This is a genomic window from Flavobacterium gossypii, assembly GCF_014138495.1.
Lineage (GTDB): Bacteria > Bacteroidota > Bacteroidia > Flavobacteriales > Flavobacteriaceae > Flavobacterium > Flavobacterium endophyticum.
Genome location: NZ_JACJIS010000001.1, coordinates 2136908 through 2154070, shown reverse-complemented (window position 1 = coordinate 2154070; position 17163 = coordinate 2136908). Strand labels below are relative to the sequence as shown.

The window sequence follows — 17163 nt, the reverse complement described above, 5'->3', positions numbered from 1 at the left end:
TCAAGGATAAACCAAATGACCTTGGTATAATTGCGTAACTTCGATAATTGGAGGCACATTTTTCAAGACAACATTTCCTGTACTGTAAATGGTTCCTGAAATTTTATTTATCGGATTTATGATCATATTATTTGAGCTTCTATGAAAAAAAGAAACTTCTTTAGCTCTTAAGTCTGAACCGTCAAATCTTGCATCGCCATCATAAAAGGCTACATTCAAAGCATCAGTGAATCCTGAAATAGCAAAATAGGACGATTTATTGTCTTCTATATTTAGGTTGACACAGTTGACCTCAAGTTCAAAGGTTCCCGAAGCTGTGTTTCCAAACATTCCAGATTGTAATGACAGGTTCGGAAAACTTAATACGCCATCTGATTTTACTCCAAATTGGGAAGAAGAATATACATTTATCAATGTGGGAGTCGTGACATACACTTTTGTCGTATTGTAATCTCTGACCCAATTGCATCCGTTTGAATTTCGGAGAAAAAGTTCATTATTCGAAACTTCGGCCGTAATGCCACTTATTAGGTTTTCACCTGTTCTTACAACTACTTTCGTTTCCGTTCCTTGTTTTATGATCAATTCGATTCCTTCAGAAATATTAATTTTCTTAAAATCTTCAACGCTAAATTCTTTTTCAATCGGTGAGCCAGATGTCTGGAAACAGTCGCTTGCGTTCTCTGAATCGCATGATAAAAATGCTATTATAAATAGGAAGAATATTGTTTTAAGCATTTTTGTTTTCATTGCGATATAATTTTATAAACGGACTCCTATTCCAAATTCAAGAGCTTCCGCTTTTGCTGCATGAGTCTTTAAGGCAACTCCCATAAAAATCTCGTCCATAAGATAATACTTAAGTCCCAATCTTTGATAAATTGGAGGCAGATAATCCAGCGGAGCATAAGCATAATAGCCAAATTGTGTTTCTAAAGATAGTTTATTGACAAACAATTCATGTCCTACAAAAATTCCTGCTTTTCGATAATCTGTATCTGGACTCACAGAAAGAGTTGGATCTGCTGCAATCCTCTTTACTGTTTCTTTTAAATATTTCATCACAAAAAAATCAACTCCAATATGGATGGCGCTTTTTCGATTCAGCCTTTTATCTGCATAGGCAGAAAATACATAAAACGGATATTGTCCGCTTCCTACCAAATCGCTTTCATTAAATCCTGTTCTAAAAGCAAGATTATATCGTATCGGTTCTGTAAACTTGATAGAATCTTTATTCAGTATATAATTTAAGGATTCTTTGCTATCAAAATTATAAACAGCTCCAATATTTAGAGCTACTGTATTTGTCCCTTTATTAGGAGATCTCAAATTGGCATTCGAATGATGAAAGAATGTAACTCCCGCTTGAAGTCCTAATCCATTCCAAATTCTTTCTTTCTTATAGTTCAGCATAAAATAAGTCGCCGGCATCCAATGCGTTCCATAGGCCAAGTTTTCCGGATTGGTATTTACATCGTATGGATTGGTATTGTACGCAACTCCTTGTGCAATTCTCAGCATCAAATTCCTTTTGAAAAAATAAAAATTATAATGCCCGTACAATCCATAAAAGTAACCTAACTCCTCATTTTTCATATTTTGATATTCGAACGAAAGGCCATAATCTGGGTAATTATAACGAGACTGCCATGCTTTTTCGCCATATGTTTTTCTATTGATGCTAATAAGAAATCCTTCTGGACTATGGTCTGTAAATTGCGATATTTCTTCGGTATGATTTAAAATTTTTCCGTAGAAATTATTAATATCAAAAGTATATCTGCTGTTGTTTTCCTGTGAAAAGCTCAACATTGGCAAAAGACAAATCAGAAAAAGAAATTTGTTCATTCTGTTATAATTTATTTATAATCTTACACCAACACCAAATTCTACTGCTTCGGCCTTTGCAGCATGTGTTTTTAATGTCATTGATGTGAAAATGGTATTGCTAATATAATATTTCAAGCCAATTCTCTGGTAAAATGGCCCTAAGTAATCAAATGGGGAATAAACGTAATAGCCAACCTGAGCTTCAACGGATAAATCATTTATAAAAAGTTCGTGCCCGATGTAAAGTCCTATTCTTCTATAATCTGTATTGGAATCTACGTGTTCGTTTGGATACGCGACTGATTTAAATTTGATATATTCTTCCAGATATTTCATTATGAAAAAATCGGCTCCGAATTGGATAGCGCTTTTTCTCGAAAGACGCTTGTCTGCATAAGCAGATAGCACATAAAAAGGGAATGTCCCGCTTCCGATAATATCACTTTCATTAAATCCGGTTCGGAAGGCAATATTGAATTTGATTGGCTGTCTATAATTTATAATCGTATCATAAACTCTTGTATATCGCTGATTTTGTTCGCTTTTTTCAAAAGAATAATTAACTCCCAGATTCATAGCCAAAGTATTCGTACTTGTATTTGGTGATGCTAGGTTTGCATTTGAATGATGAAAAAAGCTAATACCGGCTTGAATACCAATATTCTTGAATAGATTTTCTTTTTTATAATTCAGCAATAAATAGGTTGAAGGCATCCAATTTGAACCGTATGCTAGATTGCGGAAGTTGGTATCTCTGTCATAAGGATTTGTGTTATAAGCAACTCCCTGCCCTATTCGGAACATCAGATTTCGGTTAAAAAAATAGAAGCTATAATGACCATAGAGTCCGTATAAGTCTCCCAAAGTTTCATTTTTGGTATTCTCATAGTGAAAGGAAGCTCCGTAATCTGGGAAGTTATATGCCGACTGCCATTCTTTTTCTCCAAACGTTTTTTTGTTGAAACTGATTAAGATTCCCTCGGGATGTTCTGTAATCAAATGCCTGATCGTATTGTTGTGAGGCAAAATATTACCGTAGAAATAATTAGCATCAATCGTAAATTTTCCGTTCTGCTCTTGCGAGAAAGAGAGGGTTGAAATGAGGAGAATTAGAAAATTAAGTTTTTTTGGCAACACTATTTGTTTCGGATTAGCATTGCCAAAAATAACTAATAAAAGTAAGCTTACAAGTTTATGTTAAAAAACCTCTCTTGCGATCGCCTTGATATTTTCCGCTTTTCCCATAGAATAATAATGGAGAACAGGAATTCCTTCTTTGATTAGCTCCTTGCTTTGGTTGATGCACCATTCGATTCCTATTTGTTTTACAGCTTCTGAATCGCTGGCACGAACGATAGACATGATCAGTTCATCAGGAATATCAACCTTAAAACGGTGCGGTACCAAGTTCAATTGCTTTTTTGTAGAAATTGGCTTTAGTCCCGGAATAATTGGAACCGTAATGCCTTCTTTTCTGCATTTCGCGACAAAATCGAAAAACTTTTTATTGTCAAAAAACATCTGCGTAATAATATAGGAAGCTCCATTCTTTATTTTTTGTTTCAAGAAATAAATATCGCTGTCCAAACTGGGTGCTTCCATGTGTTTTTCTGGATAGCCAGCCACTCCGATGCAGAAGTTGGTTGCAGAAGAATTCTGCAATTCGTCATCTAAATAAATTCCATTATTCAGATTTGAAATCTGTGTTACCAATTCTGTAGCATAATGGTTTCCTTCTTTTTCTGGCTTGAAATAGGTCTCATTTTTAACGGCGTCGCCGCGCAAAGCCACTACGTTTTGGATGCCGAGAAAATCCAAATCAATCAAGAAGTTTTCGGTGTCTTCTTTCGTAAAACCACCACAAAGAATATGCGGAATCGCATCAACTTGGTATTTGTTTTGAATTGCCGAACAAATACCGACCGTTCCAGGGCGTTTTTTGACAATCTTTTTCTCTAACAAACCGCTAGGCAGTTCTTTGTATTCGTATTCTTCACGATGGTAGGTCACATCAATAAACGGCGGATTGAATTCCATCAAAGGATCAATACTGTCAAAAATGGATTGGATATTTTGGCCTTTTAATGGAGGCAATATTTCAAAGGAAAATAAAGATTTTCCGTTCGCTTTTTCTATATGTTCGGTTACTTTCATCAATTTATAATTTAGAATTTAGGATTTTTGATTTAGGTGAGCTAAAATCAAAAATCCTAAATCAGACATCCAAATTTTCTCTAATCTGCAATATTTGGGTTAAGCCATTTTTCGGCATATTCATACAAAACGTTTCGGCGTCTGGCATAATCTTCGACTTGGTCTTTCTTGATTTTTCCAAGACCGAAATACTTGCTCTCCGGATTTCCGAAATAATATCCAGAAACCGAAGAAGCAGGCCACATGGCCATACTTTCGGTCAAGGTCACGCCTATCTCTTCTTCTACATTTAGTAATTTCCAAATCGTAGGTTTTTCTAAATGGTCAGGGCAAGCCGGATATCCGGGCGCAGGACGTATTCCTTTGTAGCTTTCTTTGATTAATTCTTCATTGCTTAAAACCTCATCCGAAGCGTAGCCCCATATTTCTTTTCTGATTTTCTCGTGCAAATATTCCGCAAAAGCCTCAGCAAAACGATCTCCTAAAGCTTTAACCATGATCGAATTATAATCATCGAGATTTTTCTCAAATTCAGCTGCTTTTTCATCTACCCCGAAACCTGTCGTTACGCAAAAAGCGCCCATATAATCAGTCTTTCCAGAATCTTTTGGTACAATAAAATCGGCTAATGCAATGTTTGGAGCTCCTTTTGTTTTTGCCGATTGCTGTCGTAGGGTCAAGAAAGTTTGCAAATGTTTTCCGTTTTCATCAAATAATTCGATATCGTCGTCATTAATTTGGTTTGCTGGAAAAATCCCATAGATTCCTTTCGCTTCGAGCCAGCTTTCTGACAACATCTGCTTCAACATTTTTTGAGCATCAGAAAATAAAATAGTAGCTTGTTCCCCGACTATCTCATCGGTCAAAATATTTGGATATTTCCCATGCAAATCCCATGTCCTAAAAAAAGGCGTCCAGTCGATATAATCAACTAATTCGTCCAGCTTTATTTCGATGGTTTTTGCCCCAATAAAATTAGGTTTAGTTGGAGAGAAATTATCCCAATCTAGTTTTAATTTATTTTTTCTGGCTTCTTCAATATCTAGGAAATTTTTGTCGCGGCTTCTGTTCAGGTATCCTTCACGCAATTCGTCATATTCTGAACGAAGGCTTTTGAAATATTCTTGGTTGGTATTTTTATTGATTAGATTCCCAGCAACTGTAACCGCTCGAGATGCATCGTTTACATGGACAACGGTTTCTCTGTATTCAGGAGCAATTTTCACGGCCGTATGCGCGCGCGAAGTTGTCGCTCCGCCGATCATGATTGGAATATTGATATTTAATTTGTCCATCTGTTTTGCCAAATAGACCATTTCATCCAAGGAAGGCGTAATCAAGCCGCTTAGACCAATAATATCTACTTTTTCTTCAATGGCAGTCTGGATGATTTTTTCTGGCGGCACCATGACACCAAGGTCGATAATTTCATAATTATTACATCCCAGAACAACCGCTACGATATTTTTTCCAATATCATGGACGTCGCCCTTAACTGTTGCCATCAGTACTTTTCCAGCAGAACTTGAAGTCCCATCTTTTTCAGCTTCTATATAAGGTAGCAGATACGCAACTGCTTTTTTCATAACCCTTGCCGATTTGACTACTTGGGGCAGGAACATTTTTCCGCTTCCGAATAAATCTCCAACGACATTCATTCCGGCCATCAAATTGATTTCAATGACCTCTATCGGTTTTGTCGCAAGCTGTCTTGCTTCTTCGATATCGGCTTCAATAAATTCATCAATCCCTCTCACTAAAGCATGGGTAAGCCTCTCCTGAATTGGAAGCGAGCGCCATTCTTGGGCTTGTTTTTCTGTTACTTCTTTGGTATCGCCTTTTATGTTTTCGGCAAAAGATAAAAGCCTTTCCGTTGCATCATCTCTTCTGTCAAGCAAGACATCTTCGACATGCTCTAATAAATCTTTTGGTATCTGGTCGTAAATTTCCAGCATTTCTGGGTTTACGATTCCCATAGTCATTCCGTTATTTACGGCATGGTATAAAAAGGCAGAATGCATGGCTTCGCGAACACGGTCATTTCCTCGGAAAGAAAAAGAAACATTACTCACACCTCCACTGACACTTGCATACGGAAGATTTTCTTTGATCCATTTTGTAGCTCGGAAAAAATCCACAGCGTTTTGGCGGTGTTCTTCCATGCCTGTCGCCACTGGAAAAATATTAGGATCGAAAATGATATCTTCTGCTGGAAAACCGACTTGGTCTACTAAAACATCGTAAGAACGCTTGCAGATTTCAATCCTTCTCTGGTAAGTATCGGCTTGACCGACTTCATCAAAAGCCATTATGATTACCGCCGCGCCATATTTTTTTATCAATTTTGCCTGACGGATAAAATTGTCTTCGCCTTCTTTTAGACTGATCGAATTGACGACGCTTTTTCCTTGTGCGACTTTCAAGCCTGCTTCGATGATTTCCCATTTGGAACTATCAATCATCACAGGAACTCGAGAAATATCGGGTTCTGCAGCAATCAGGTTCAGGAAAGTCGTCATGGCATGAACACCATCAAGCATTCCTTCATCCATATTGATATCGATGATTTGGGCACCGCCTTCTACTTGGGCTCTGGCAATATCTAAAGCTTCTTCGTACTTTTCTTCTTTTATGAGACGCAAGAATTTTCGAGAACCGGTAACGTTTGTCCGTTCGCCGACGTTCACGAAAATACTTTCGGGAGTTATGATTAAAGGCTCAAGGCCTGATAATTTTAGGTGTTTCTTACAATCAACATCTGCCATTTTCTGTTTTTCTTTAGCTGTAGCTTTTTAAACTGGTTCTACAATTCTTGGTGCATATTCTTTTGCGGCTTCTGCAATCAGGCGGATGTGCTCTGGGTTGGTGCCGCAGCATCCTCCTATTATATTGATGAGATTATCTTGGAGATATTCCCGAATCAAAGCTTGCATTTCTTCTGGAGTCTGGTCGTATTGTCCGAAAGCATTCGGCAATCCTGCATTGGGATGGGCTGAAATATTAAACGACGTATTGTGCGACAATCTCTGCAAGTAAGGCTTCAATTGATCCGCACCCAAAGCACAATTAAATCCGACGCTTAATAAAGGAATATGTGAGATTGAAATCAGAAAAGCTTCGACTGTTTGGCCTGAAAGTGTCCTTCCAGAAGCATCTGTAATTGTTCCAGAAACCATAATCGGAATATCAAGATTTCTTTCTTCTTTGACTTCTTCGATAGCAAATAAGGCCGCTTTGGCATTCAGGGTATCGAAGATCGTTTCTACCAACAAGATGTCTGAGCCTCCGTCGATCAATGCTTCGACTTGTTGTTTGTAGGCGATTCTCAAATCGTCGAAAGTAACGGCTCTATACCCTGGGTCGTTTACATCGGGTGACATACTGGCTGTCCTGTTGGTCGGACCAATAGAGCCTGCAACAAAACGAGGCTTGCTTGCGTCTTTTTTAGTAAACTCATCGGCTACTTCGCGAGCTAGTTTTGCCGATTCGTAGTTTAATTCATAGACGAGATCTTCGAGATGATAATCGGCCATGCCAATTGTAGTTCCTGAAAACGTATTGGTTTCGACAATATCCGCGCCTGCTTCAAAATACTGACGGTGTACATCGCGAATGGCTTGGGGCTGGGTCAATGACAGTAAATCATTGTTGCCTTTCAGGGGATGTGGAAAATCTTTAAATCTTTCGCCACGGAAATCTTCTTCAGAGAAATTGTAGCGCTGAAGCATGGTTCCCATTGCTCCGTCGAGAACGAGAATTCTTTCTTTAATAGCTTTGTGTATGTCTGACATTTTTTCGATACTAATGGTTATGCAACGACTCTGTTGAATCCAAAAGTTCATTATTTTTCAGAAAGCAGGAAATGGAGTGTTGAAAAAACCAAAGCCATTTGCTTCTTAAAAATTAAATATCGATATGTTGTCAGGAAAAGGGAGAGAAAACCGAGGTTTTTCTGTGTGTTATCTATCCACTTTCGTGGTAGAATGTAGCACCTTCTTTAAAGCTTAAAGGGTTGCTAAGGCTTCACCGGGTCTAATCCCTCTGCCTTTCGTGATAACTGTCAATATTTGTATGAACACTGCAAAGTAATGCAATATGTTTGGTTTTTGCAATAGCCGAAAGGAAATTATACTGCTAACTTCAAATCTTGTTTTTCTGCAATTTGGATGATTTTCTTAAGTAGCGTTTCAGAAACAGCTTCTTTTTTTATTGGATTTATGAAGAAAAATTCTTTTCCGAATTTCTTCAGGCTAGCATTTATAGATGCATTAAAATCCGCAGGAAGCTTTTCTATGACTGGATTCGTACTGATAACATCGAAGTCGTTTTGCAATAATTCGAAATATTCAGGAAGCAAATCGTCGGTTTCAGTAGTATCGACAGCGATAAGATTTTCAAGTTCATTTTCTTGAACAAAACTGATGATATCTTCTACCTTAAACGGAATTGCAAACTGAATAAAATTGGCTTCCCAAGAATTTTTTACAGTTGGTTTTTCAAAAAAAGCTACTGTAGAATTGGTTATTATCGGCAATCTTAATTCAAATTTTCTGTTTTCCAAAGGTGCTTTTTGGCTGGCAAGTATTTGGTTTATCAAAGAACTTCCGACGGTTTCTATTCCGAAAAGAATAATATTTATTTTTTTAACTGACATGATTTTGAGGCTTTAGGTTTAAAAAGAGCTGCTTTTGACTGGCAATCAAAAGCAGCCTTTTCAACAAACAAACAAATAAAACAAACTAAACAATTTTGTGATTTATGCTTTATGCGGCATAATTATATTCTTTGTACAAAATCAATTCGACCGGAGTTGTATTGACCAAGTTGTCATAAACCGGACTTTTTTGCTGTACTAATTTTAACCATTTTTGGAGCACTTGCAGCGAAGCATCAGTCGTTGGTTTCAGTACAATTTCAATTTTGCTGAAACCGACTCTTTCTTCTTGGCTTATGGTTCCCGTGATTTCTACCTGTAGCGATTTTAGGTTTATGCCCAATTCTTCGGCTACTTTTTGGCTAACCGCATTGACGCATCCTGCAAAACCGGCAAGGATATATTCAAACGGACTAGGCCCTTCGAGTTCTGGAAATTTTTTATTGTTGCTGATTCTTACATCAGAATTCTGTGTCTTTACAACGAATTGTTCGTTATTTCTGGAGTATCCTAAAACATTTATTGCTTTCATAATTTTTTTATTGAGATTGATAATTATTTGATAAAAAACAAAAAGTCCTTTTGGCTGGCTTACCAAAAGGACTTTACACTTGAATATAAACAGAGATTAAGTCGTTCGCTTTTGGCAATGGAGTTTGAGGTGGCAATAAATCCACATATGTCTTTTACAGCAAATCATCATTGTCGTGTTCATCTTTTTTATTTTTTGTTCCTCCTCAAAAATTCGAGGAGGAGGATTGAAATTTATTTGAGTTAGTTAATAAGAATTTCAATCGTATCTTTTATAAATTTTGTTTTGTTCCAAAAAAAAACCTCTGCGAAATGCAGAGGTTTTTTTGCTTTATATTTTAAGAAACTTAAAATTTGGCAATAGTACGCTCTGCGGAATTTTTCCACATCTTACAGTACATATGACAAATAATAGTTTTCATTTTTATTTCTTTTTAATGATGCAAACTTGAGAACTATTTTTCAATTAGCAATACAAAGAAACAAACTTTAACATTTATTTTATTTTTCTACATAAAAAAACCCGCTGTTCACAAAGCGGGTTTTACAAATATAAACTACTAGTAATTAGTTTTTTACGATTTTTGTTGTTCCTGATCCAGAATCAGTTTGAACATTTAAGAAATACAATCCTGTAGTCAAATCAGAAATGTTGATTTGAGTTTCAGAAACACCATTTGTATTGATATTTCTAACTACACGTCCGTTCAAATCTGTAATTTGAATAGCATTGATTGCCATATTATTTTTGCTAGCCAAGTTTACCAAGCCGTTTGATGGATTTGGATAAACAGCAAAATTAGAAGCAAAGAAATCAGAAGTACCTAATGAAGTAGCTGTAACAGTTACGTCATCAATTGACAAAAAGTCTTGATCTGTACAGTCATGATGTCTGAAAGCAATATAAATATTCTGTCCAGCAAAGCTTGAAAGGTTTAATGTTTTTGTTAAAGAAGCTCCAGTAGTTCCTCCAGGATAGATTTCAGTAAACTTTATAGGTGAAGCAAGAAATCCAGCTGTAGTATTTGTAGTTGCTGCATAAACAGTATAACGCTCTAAACTCCAACTAGCTGCTGCTGCCTGAACTTTCCATGTAAGCGTTATCGTAGAAGATCCAGATACATAAGATGACAAATTAATCATCGGGCTAATTACCCAGTTGTTTGGCGTTAGCGGATCACCTTGCCAAGATCTTGAAATCAATGAAACAGGTGTAACTGGAACGTTATCTTCATCATTAACAGTAAACAAGTCTCCCCAATTAAAACCGTCGCCATCTGCGTCAATAGTTGTCCAATCGCTGATATCTTCATCATCAAAATTATCACTCCAAACAACAGTTTGAGCATTTGTAGTAAATAATGAGCCTAATAGTAATCCAGAAATAAGTAAAGTTTTTTTCATAATAAATTAAAAAGTTAATACGCCGGCAAATATAAATGCTTTTTAATTTGTTTTGTAATAAAATACTTCATTTAACAATTTTTCAAATAAAAAATACCTATATACAGGTAGATTTAACGTTAAATCACAAACGGAACAAACCACTTATTCAAACCACCACTTGGTTGGATTTTTATAACATCCAAAAAACAACTGATTAAGCTTACTTTTTATAAAAATAACCTGAAAACGATTCACTACACGAAGCAAGAGTGTTTCATAATAGCTCACAATTTACAAAGGCATGCGGAAGTTCTGTATGGAAAAGTTTTTTCTGCATGGAATCACTAGAGTTACGTATAGATTTTTATAAATTCAAACGAAAAAAAATTTCTATACGGCATCTAATAGAATCCATCAGCAATTGTAAAATTCTTAAGAAGCTTTAAACCTTGTGCCAATCGAGATACATACGGTCATATTAAAGGGTGATAAAATCGAGAGATTTCAACAATAGCTCTTGCTTCAACTAAAAAACCCATTCCTAAAAGAAGTGGGTTTGATTTTTTATAAAACTGCTATAATTTAGCTTCTTATAATTTTTGTAGTCCCTGAACCCGAATCGGTTTGGACATTTAAAAAGTACATTCCGGCAGTCAGGTCTGATATATTGATTTGAGTTTCTGAAACGCCGTTAGTATTGATATTTCTCACAACACGTCCGTTTAAATCTGTGATTTGGATCGTATTGATTGCCGTATTGTTTTTGCTAGCCAAGTTTACCAAACCAGTTGACGGATTTGGATATACAGAAAAAATAGTAGCAAAGAAATCATTTGTAGACAATGTAGCAGCCGTCACTTTATAATCATCAATCAACAAAGCAAATTGATCGTTAGAGATACAATTGAGAGAGATGTATACATTTTGTCCTGCATATGCATCTAAATTATAGGTGTATTGTGTCCATGCAGCAGTTGTCTGAATATATGCGCCGGTTGAAATCACTGTGAAATTAGCTACTGCTGTACCAGTTGTAGAAATTCCGATCTTAAAACGCTCATTTGGATAGGCTGATGCTGCAGATTTTGCCCAGAATGTCAATGAATTTCCAGTCGCTCCTAATTGAATTCTAGGAGATATTAACCAATCATTGTTTGGAGCTATAGGAGGCATCGAGTTAAAGCACGCAATCACTTTATCTCCAGTATGGGCAGCCCAAGCTGTACCGACTAGAGGGTCAGTTACCAGACTATTAAAAACTATAAATGCGCCTGTATATCCAGAATTTTCAAATTCTACCGGGATTGGATCTTCCTCGTCACCGACATCAATACCCCAAGTTTCGCCTCCATCAACATCGGTAAGCGTCCATGAGCCAATATTTTCGATAACAAAATTAGGGTAGGTTTCAAAGCCATCTTCAAAAAGTGTAATTTGGGCGCTCAGACCCATTGAAGATAAAAACAAAAAACAAAGTAACGTTTTTTTCATAAAATTAAAGTATTAACAAGTTAGTAATAAAGTACGTTTTGATAAATTCGAAGCATAAAAAAACCCACTTGGAAAAAGCAGGTTTTCACAAGTAAAAAATTCACATTTTCTTCGCTTCCAATAAGCCCATCCTCATTACTATTTAGTTAATACTCGACCAATATATAAAAAATAACAAATTCCGCAAAAAAAGAGATATTTATTAAACAAAAGAAGCCGACTAGTCAAAGTCGGCTTCTTTTTATAAAGTTTTATAACAATCTAGTTTTTCACAATCTTTGAAGTACCTGAACCTAAATCAGTTTGAATATTTAAGAAGTACAGCCCGGTAGTCAAATCAGAAATATTGATTTGAGTTTCTGAAACGCTGTTTGCATTAATATTTCTAACAACGCGTCCGTTCAAATCTGTAATTTGTATAGTATTAATGGCAACATTATTTTTGCTAGCCAAATTTACCAAACCAGTTGACGGATTTGGATACATTGAGAAATTGTTCGAAAAGAAATCATCTGTACTCAAAGCTCTATCAATAGATAAAGCATCGACTCCAATGATATTTGAATTTGCACCATCAGGACCACCATTTGTTACAAAATATCTAAACGCCAATTTACATGGCACAACTCCTGTTAAGCCTGATACGGTATAAGAATATTGTGTCCAAGTGAAAGGGTAACCTGTCGGCGTCAGAGTAGGGTTAATTGTTAACGCCAAGGTAGTAAAGTCGCCAAGACCTGCAGATCCGCCTGTTGGATTTACTGTAGCTGCACCATTTGTACTAAGTCTTAATTCCAAACGGTCAGCGTAAACTGTACCAACGCCTGTTCCGCCTGCTCTACTGTAAAATGTCACTACATCACCATTCTGCAAGCTAACCACAGGAGTTATCAACCAGTTACTAATTGTACCTGTACCACCAGTTGTACTATTAAAGTTACATAAAGTGAAGGAAGTTGCAGCACCATTGTATGCGCCAGTAGCGAAGGCAGTTCCGCCTCCTTGAGCCCAGGTTGAGGCTCCAGCAGGTGTACTCTGATTTGTAGAAGTCCATCCAGCTGTCGCCAAATTGGCGTAGGTATCAAAATTTTCAGTAAACAAGTTTTGAGCTTGGCTTAGTGTTGAAGCCAATAAAAACAAAGAAAGTAAAGTTTTTTTCATAATTTTTTAATTAAAACGTTATACATAATTTAAATTCAATCATCATAACTCAAATATAATCAATTTCATTAACACATTTTAAAAATTAATAAAAAAAATCTGTCTTCTCACTTTCTTCCTTTCTGACATAACTCCTTTGTCAATTAAATATGCTTTCATACATTTGCAGTCAAAATCGAGAAGAGGAAAAATTTGTACTGATTGCAACCTCTGATACTAAACAAATAGAGTATCATAAAAATGCTAAAGCAGAAAACTCTCCTTTAGCCTTCTCTGCAATTTTTCCGATTCCTAAAAATTTAAAAATATGGCTTATTTATTTACGTCAGAGTCTGTGAGTGAAGGACATCCAGATAAAATTGCGGATCAAATTTCAGATGCACTAATTGATAACTTTTTGGCTTTTGACGCCGATTCAAAAGTTGCTTGTGAAACTTTGGTTACAACTGGACAGGTAATTCTGGCGGGAGAAGTTAAATCAAAAACATATCTAGACGTTCAGCAAATTGCACGCGATGTCATCAAAAAAATTGGCTATACCAAAAGCGAATATATGTTCGAGGCTAATTCGTGTGGTGTCTTATCTGCTATCCACGAACAATCACAGGATATCAACCAAGGTGTAGACAGAGCCAGTAAAGAAGATCAAGGTGCTGGTGACCAAGGAATGATGTTCGGTTATGCAACTAATGAAACTGAAGATTTTATGCCTTTGGCGTTGAATCTTTCTCATAAATTATTGCAAGAATTAGCGGTTTTGCGTCGTGAGAACAAAGAGATCAAATACCTTCGCCCAGATGCAAAATCACAAGTAACATTAGAATACGACGATAACAACAAGCCTGTAAGGATTGATGCTATCGTAATTTCTACACAGCATGATGATTTTGATGAGGAAGCGAAAATGCTTGCAAAAATCAAAAAAGATTTGGTTGAAATCTTGATTCCAAGAATTATCAAAAATAATCCGCAGTATGCGCATTTGTTCAACAATAAAATCCAATACCATATCAATCCTACTGGAAAATTCGTAATTGGAGGCCCACATGGCGATACAGGATTAACTGGAAGGAAAATTATTGTTGATACATATGGTGGAAAAGGAGCTCACGGTGGTGGTGCTTTTTCTGGAAAAGACCCAAGCAAGGTAGACCGAAGTGCAGCTTATGCTACTCGTCACATTGCCAAAAATCTAGTTGCAGCTGGTGTTGCTGAAGAAATTTTGGTTCAGGTTTCGTATGCGATTGGTGTTGCAAAACCAATGGGAATCTATATCAATACGTACGGTACTTCTAAAGTAAATCTTACGGATGGAGAGATTGCTAAAAAAGTAGAAGAGCTTTTCGATATGAGACCTTATTTTATCGAGCAAAGATTAAAACTGAGAAATCCAATTTATAGTGAAACTGCGGCTTACGGCCACATGGGAAGAAAACCTGAAACTGTAACCAAAACTTTCAAAACGCCAAATGGTGAAGAGAAAACAGTTACTGTTGAATTGTTTACTTGGGAGAAATTAGATTTCGTTGATAAAGTAAAAACCGCTTTCGGATTATAAATCCTGCTGTTTTAGACATAAAAAAACCATCCGTTATTGGATGGTTTTTTTATTTTTAGTAAGTTCCGTTTTTCATTTTCTCTAAGACGGATTCTAAATCTGCTTTAGTCTCATCTCCCATATCTTGAGAGAATTTCAAGGCTTGTTCTTGTGTAGCGATTGCTTTTTGCTTTTCGCCATTTTTGTAATAAAGCTGCGCTAAAGTGTCTAGATAATACGGATTGTTTTTTTCAATTCTCAAGCTAGATTCCGACCATTGGATTGCTTTTTTGATCGACTCTGGGTTTTTAGCCTTTTGAACCACAAACCACGCAGCTTCATTGGAGGCATTTGAGAAAGAGTTTTTAAAACTGCTCCAGTCGTTATAGGTTTGGTATCCTTTTCCTGGAGTGCTGTACATTTCATCTAAAATTTCGATTTCGTTTTGGCGTCCTTTAAAGGTCTTTTTATAGAAGGCATCATATTCTTCTATAAACTGACTCTCTTTATTCGTAGATTCTGCAAAACCCTGAAGTACTCTTAGGTACTCGATAGTTGCATTATAATCATCTGATTTTTTTTCTACTGTTTTTTTATAAACAGCCATCATCCTATTTTGATATTCATCGGTCGTTTTCTCCGAAAGTTGCGAGATACCATTAGAAATAGCTGTTGGAAGCTGCGTTTCTATTGTTGGAGCATAGTCGCCATAATAATCAACCATTTCTCCTTGGCCAGAAGCTGTTTTTTGTTCTTGCAGGATAGCATCATAATGTTTCAAAAGATAATCAATCGCCTTGAAATTAGTCTCATCAAAGGGTCTTCCTTCATTAAATAGGCTATAATAAAATCCGCTATTTTGAATTTCTGCTAAGGCAACTTTTACAAAATCCATGTCCGGTGCTGCATCTTTTGAATGGCTGTCGACTATCCTGCTCCAAGCAGCAAGCAGTTTCTTTTTGTCAAAATCTACTTTTGTATAAACGGCTTCGTTTTGGTCATAATAGGCTGGATAAGCGGCAACGGTATCGACTGCAACTTCTGCGACTTCAACCGGAACTTCTTCTTCAACTACTTTTTCAGCAGGAACGGCTACAGCTGTTGTTACCATTGGCGGACTAATAGCCCATCCTGAATTACTTTCTGAAAGCGGCACCATTTTTTTTACGATTTCGGAATCTTTGGTCTTCTTTGAATTCAAAGCCTTATTTAGGTCGATCTTAGCTTTGACTAATTTCAGCTGGTCGCCGATCGAGCTGTAATACACACTAAAAAGGGACTCGTTTTTAGAAAGACTTCCTTTTATCTGCCCTAAGATAGTTCCGTCGGCATCCATAATAATTGTCGATGGATTATCGGTAATCTTATTTTTAGACGCCCAAGATTTGTCTTTTGCAGTAGCTAGGTAATAATTGTATTTGTCGTAATCGGCATTGTATTCATAGGAATAGCCTCCTATAGCATATTGCTGGTTCTGGATAAACGCGTCGAATGCCGTTTTCGCGTTTTTATCATCAGGTTCATAAGAGACTACCAAAAATTTTTGAGGAGTTTTCTTAGTAGCTTCTAGTGCTTTTTGCAGATTGTCTTGCACTACCAATTTAAAATCTGATGCTACCATTGCTGTAGTGTCAGCAGCAAGACCATATAAGTCAGCTTTCCCTGGATAGGTCCAGCTGGTTTCTTTTTTAGTCTCCAAAGGCTTTACTTGCGATTCTACAGCTTTTGGCTTCCTGCTTTCTGGAACAAAAGTTATCGGGCTCTTTTTGTTTTTTTCGGAAACAACCAATTCGTTTTTTTCATTAAGATAGCCTTGAAGTTTTATTTGTCCTAAGTAGTTAGCATTGTATTCAATTTCTATTTTATTTGTACCTCTTGGCAAGGCATATTTATACAATGTGGTTTCGCCATTATAATCTTCTTTAGCCAAATAAAAATAGTCTGATTTGTTAATTTCGAAATTCAGTTCGGTTTCGTCAAAATTCATCTCACCCCCCAAATCCGAAATGCTTTTGTATGTAGGCTCAGAATTACCTGTCTGGGTTCCAATATGTAGTCCTGAATAATAAGAAGCAACACCTTTAAGATTTACTTTTACTTTTCCTAAGCTCGGATTGGAATCAGACGAAAATGCGACTGAAAAATCAGATCCTTCAGAATGATTGTTATTTAGGTGTAGTGTATCGTTCTTAATTTCATAATTTCCATAAAAAACAACAAGCTCGTACTGATTGTTTTCATGCAGGTTCAGCTTGATATCCTGTCCATAGGAATTTGAAATGTAGGTCGTCTTTTCAATCTTATTTTGAGCATAGGAAATTGCAGAAAGAAACAGCAGCAATCCAACAGAATACTTCTTCATATTGTGGCTTTTTAGGTTATTTATCTGACAAATGTAACTTATTTTTCAGCAAAT

13 protein-coding genes and 1 riboswitch are annotated in these 17163 nt (G+C 36.4%); of the genes, 1 reads left to right on the top strand and 12 read right to left on the bottom strand.

Features of this window, described 5'->3' with window-relative positions; all coding sequences use genetic code 11:
* From GGR22_RS09690 to GGR22_RS09640, 11 genes are all read right to left on the bottom strand, one after another.
* Positions 1–750, bottom strand: coding sequence for a head GIN domain-containing protein (locus GGR22_RS09690; protein ID WP_182493447.1), 750 nt, complete (start codon positions 748–750; stop codon positions 1–3).
* 12 nt (positions 751–762) lie between these two features.
* A complete protein-coding gene (locus GGR22_RS09685) occupies positions 763–1851 on the bottom strand; it encodes an acyloxyacyl hydrolase (RefSeq protein ID WP_182493446.1) in 1089 nt (362 codons plus the stop codon).
* Between the two features lie 15 nt (positions 1852–1866).
* Complete coding sequence (locus GGR22_RS09680; RefSeq protein WP_317169780.1) at positions 1867–2970, bottom strand: acyloxyacyl hydrolase; 1104 nt, start codon at positions 2968–2970, stop codon at positions 1867–1869.
* A 60-nt stretch (positions 2971–3030) separates the two neighbouring features.
* Complete coding sequence (gene metF, locus GGR22_RS09675) at positions 3031–3987, bottom strand: methylenetetrahydrofolate reductase [NAD(P)H] (protein ID WP_121376120.1); 957 nt, start codon at positions 3985–3987, stop codon at positions 3031–3033.
* Positions 3988–4067: 80 nt separating this feature from the next.
* Complete coding sequence (gene metH / locus GGR22_RS09670) at positions 4068–6752, bottom strand: methionine synthase (protein WP_182493444.1); 2685 nt, start codon at positions 6750–6752, stop codon at positions 4068–4070.
* Between the two features lie 27 nt (positions 6753–6779).
* Positions 6780–7778 (bottom strand): homocysteine S-methyltransferase family protein, encoded by a 999-nt coding sequence (locus GGR22_RS09665; protein ID WP_182493443.1) that lies wholly within the window; start codon positions 7776–7778, stop codon positions 6780–6782.
* A 165-nt stretch (positions 7779–7943) separates the two neighbouring features.
* Positions 7944–8047, bottom strand: a riboswitch (SAM riboswitch).
* A 66-nt stretch (positions 8048–8113) separates the two neighbouring features.
* Positions 8114–8641, bottom strand: coding sequence for a hypothetical protein (locus GGR22_RS09660; RefSeq protein ID WP_182493442.1), 528 nt, complete (start codon positions 8639–8641; stop codon positions 8114–8116).
* Between the two features lie 109 nt (positions 8642–8750).
* A complete protein-coding gene (locus GGR22_RS09655) occupies positions 8751–9173 on the bottom strand; it encodes an OsmC family protein (RefSeq protein ID WP_147406610.1) in 423 nt (140 codons plus the stop codon).
* Between the two features lie 566 nt (positions 9174–9739).
* Entirely contained in the window at positions 9740–10576 is an 837-nt protein-coding gene (locus GGR22_RS09650) for a T9SS-dependent choice-of-anchor J family protein (RefSeq protein ID WP_182493441.1), read from the bottom strand.
* A gap of 564 nt (positions 10577–11140) precedes the next feature.
* Positions 11141–12049: a T9SS-dependent choice-of-anchor J family protein gene (locus GGR22_RS09645; protein WP_182493440.1), complete on the bottom strand. Its 909-nt coding sequence runs from the start codon at positions 12047–12049 to the stop codon at positions 11141–11143.
* A gap of 261 nt (positions 12050–12310) precedes the next feature.
* The gene (locus GGR22_RS09640; RefSeq protein WP_182493439.1) at positions 12311–13210 is read right to left on the bottom strand and encodes a T9SS-dependent choice-of-anchor J family protein; all 900 of its coding nucleotides are present in this window, start codon (positions 13208–13210) and stop codon (positions 12311–12313) included.
* A gap of 307 nt (positions 13211–13517) precedes the next feature.
* Here GGR22_RS09640 and metK point away from each other — a divergent pair, with 307 nt between their 5' ends.
* On the top strand, positions 13518–14768 hold the full coding sequence (metK, locus tag GGR22_RS09635) for a methionine adenosyltransferase (RefSeq protein WP_182493438.1): 1251 nt from the start codon (positions 13518–13520) through the stop codon (positions 14766–14768).
* Between the two features lie 55 nt (positions 14769–14823).
* Here metK and GGR22_RS09630 read toward each other — a convergent pair whose 3' ends face one another.
* Complete coding sequence (locus GGR22_RS09630; RefSeq protein WP_182493437.1) at positions 14824–17109, bottom strand: tetratricopeptide repeat protein; 2286 nt, start codon at positions 17107–17109, stop codon at positions 14824–14826.
* Between the last annotated feature and the right edge of the window lie 54 nt (positions 17110–17163).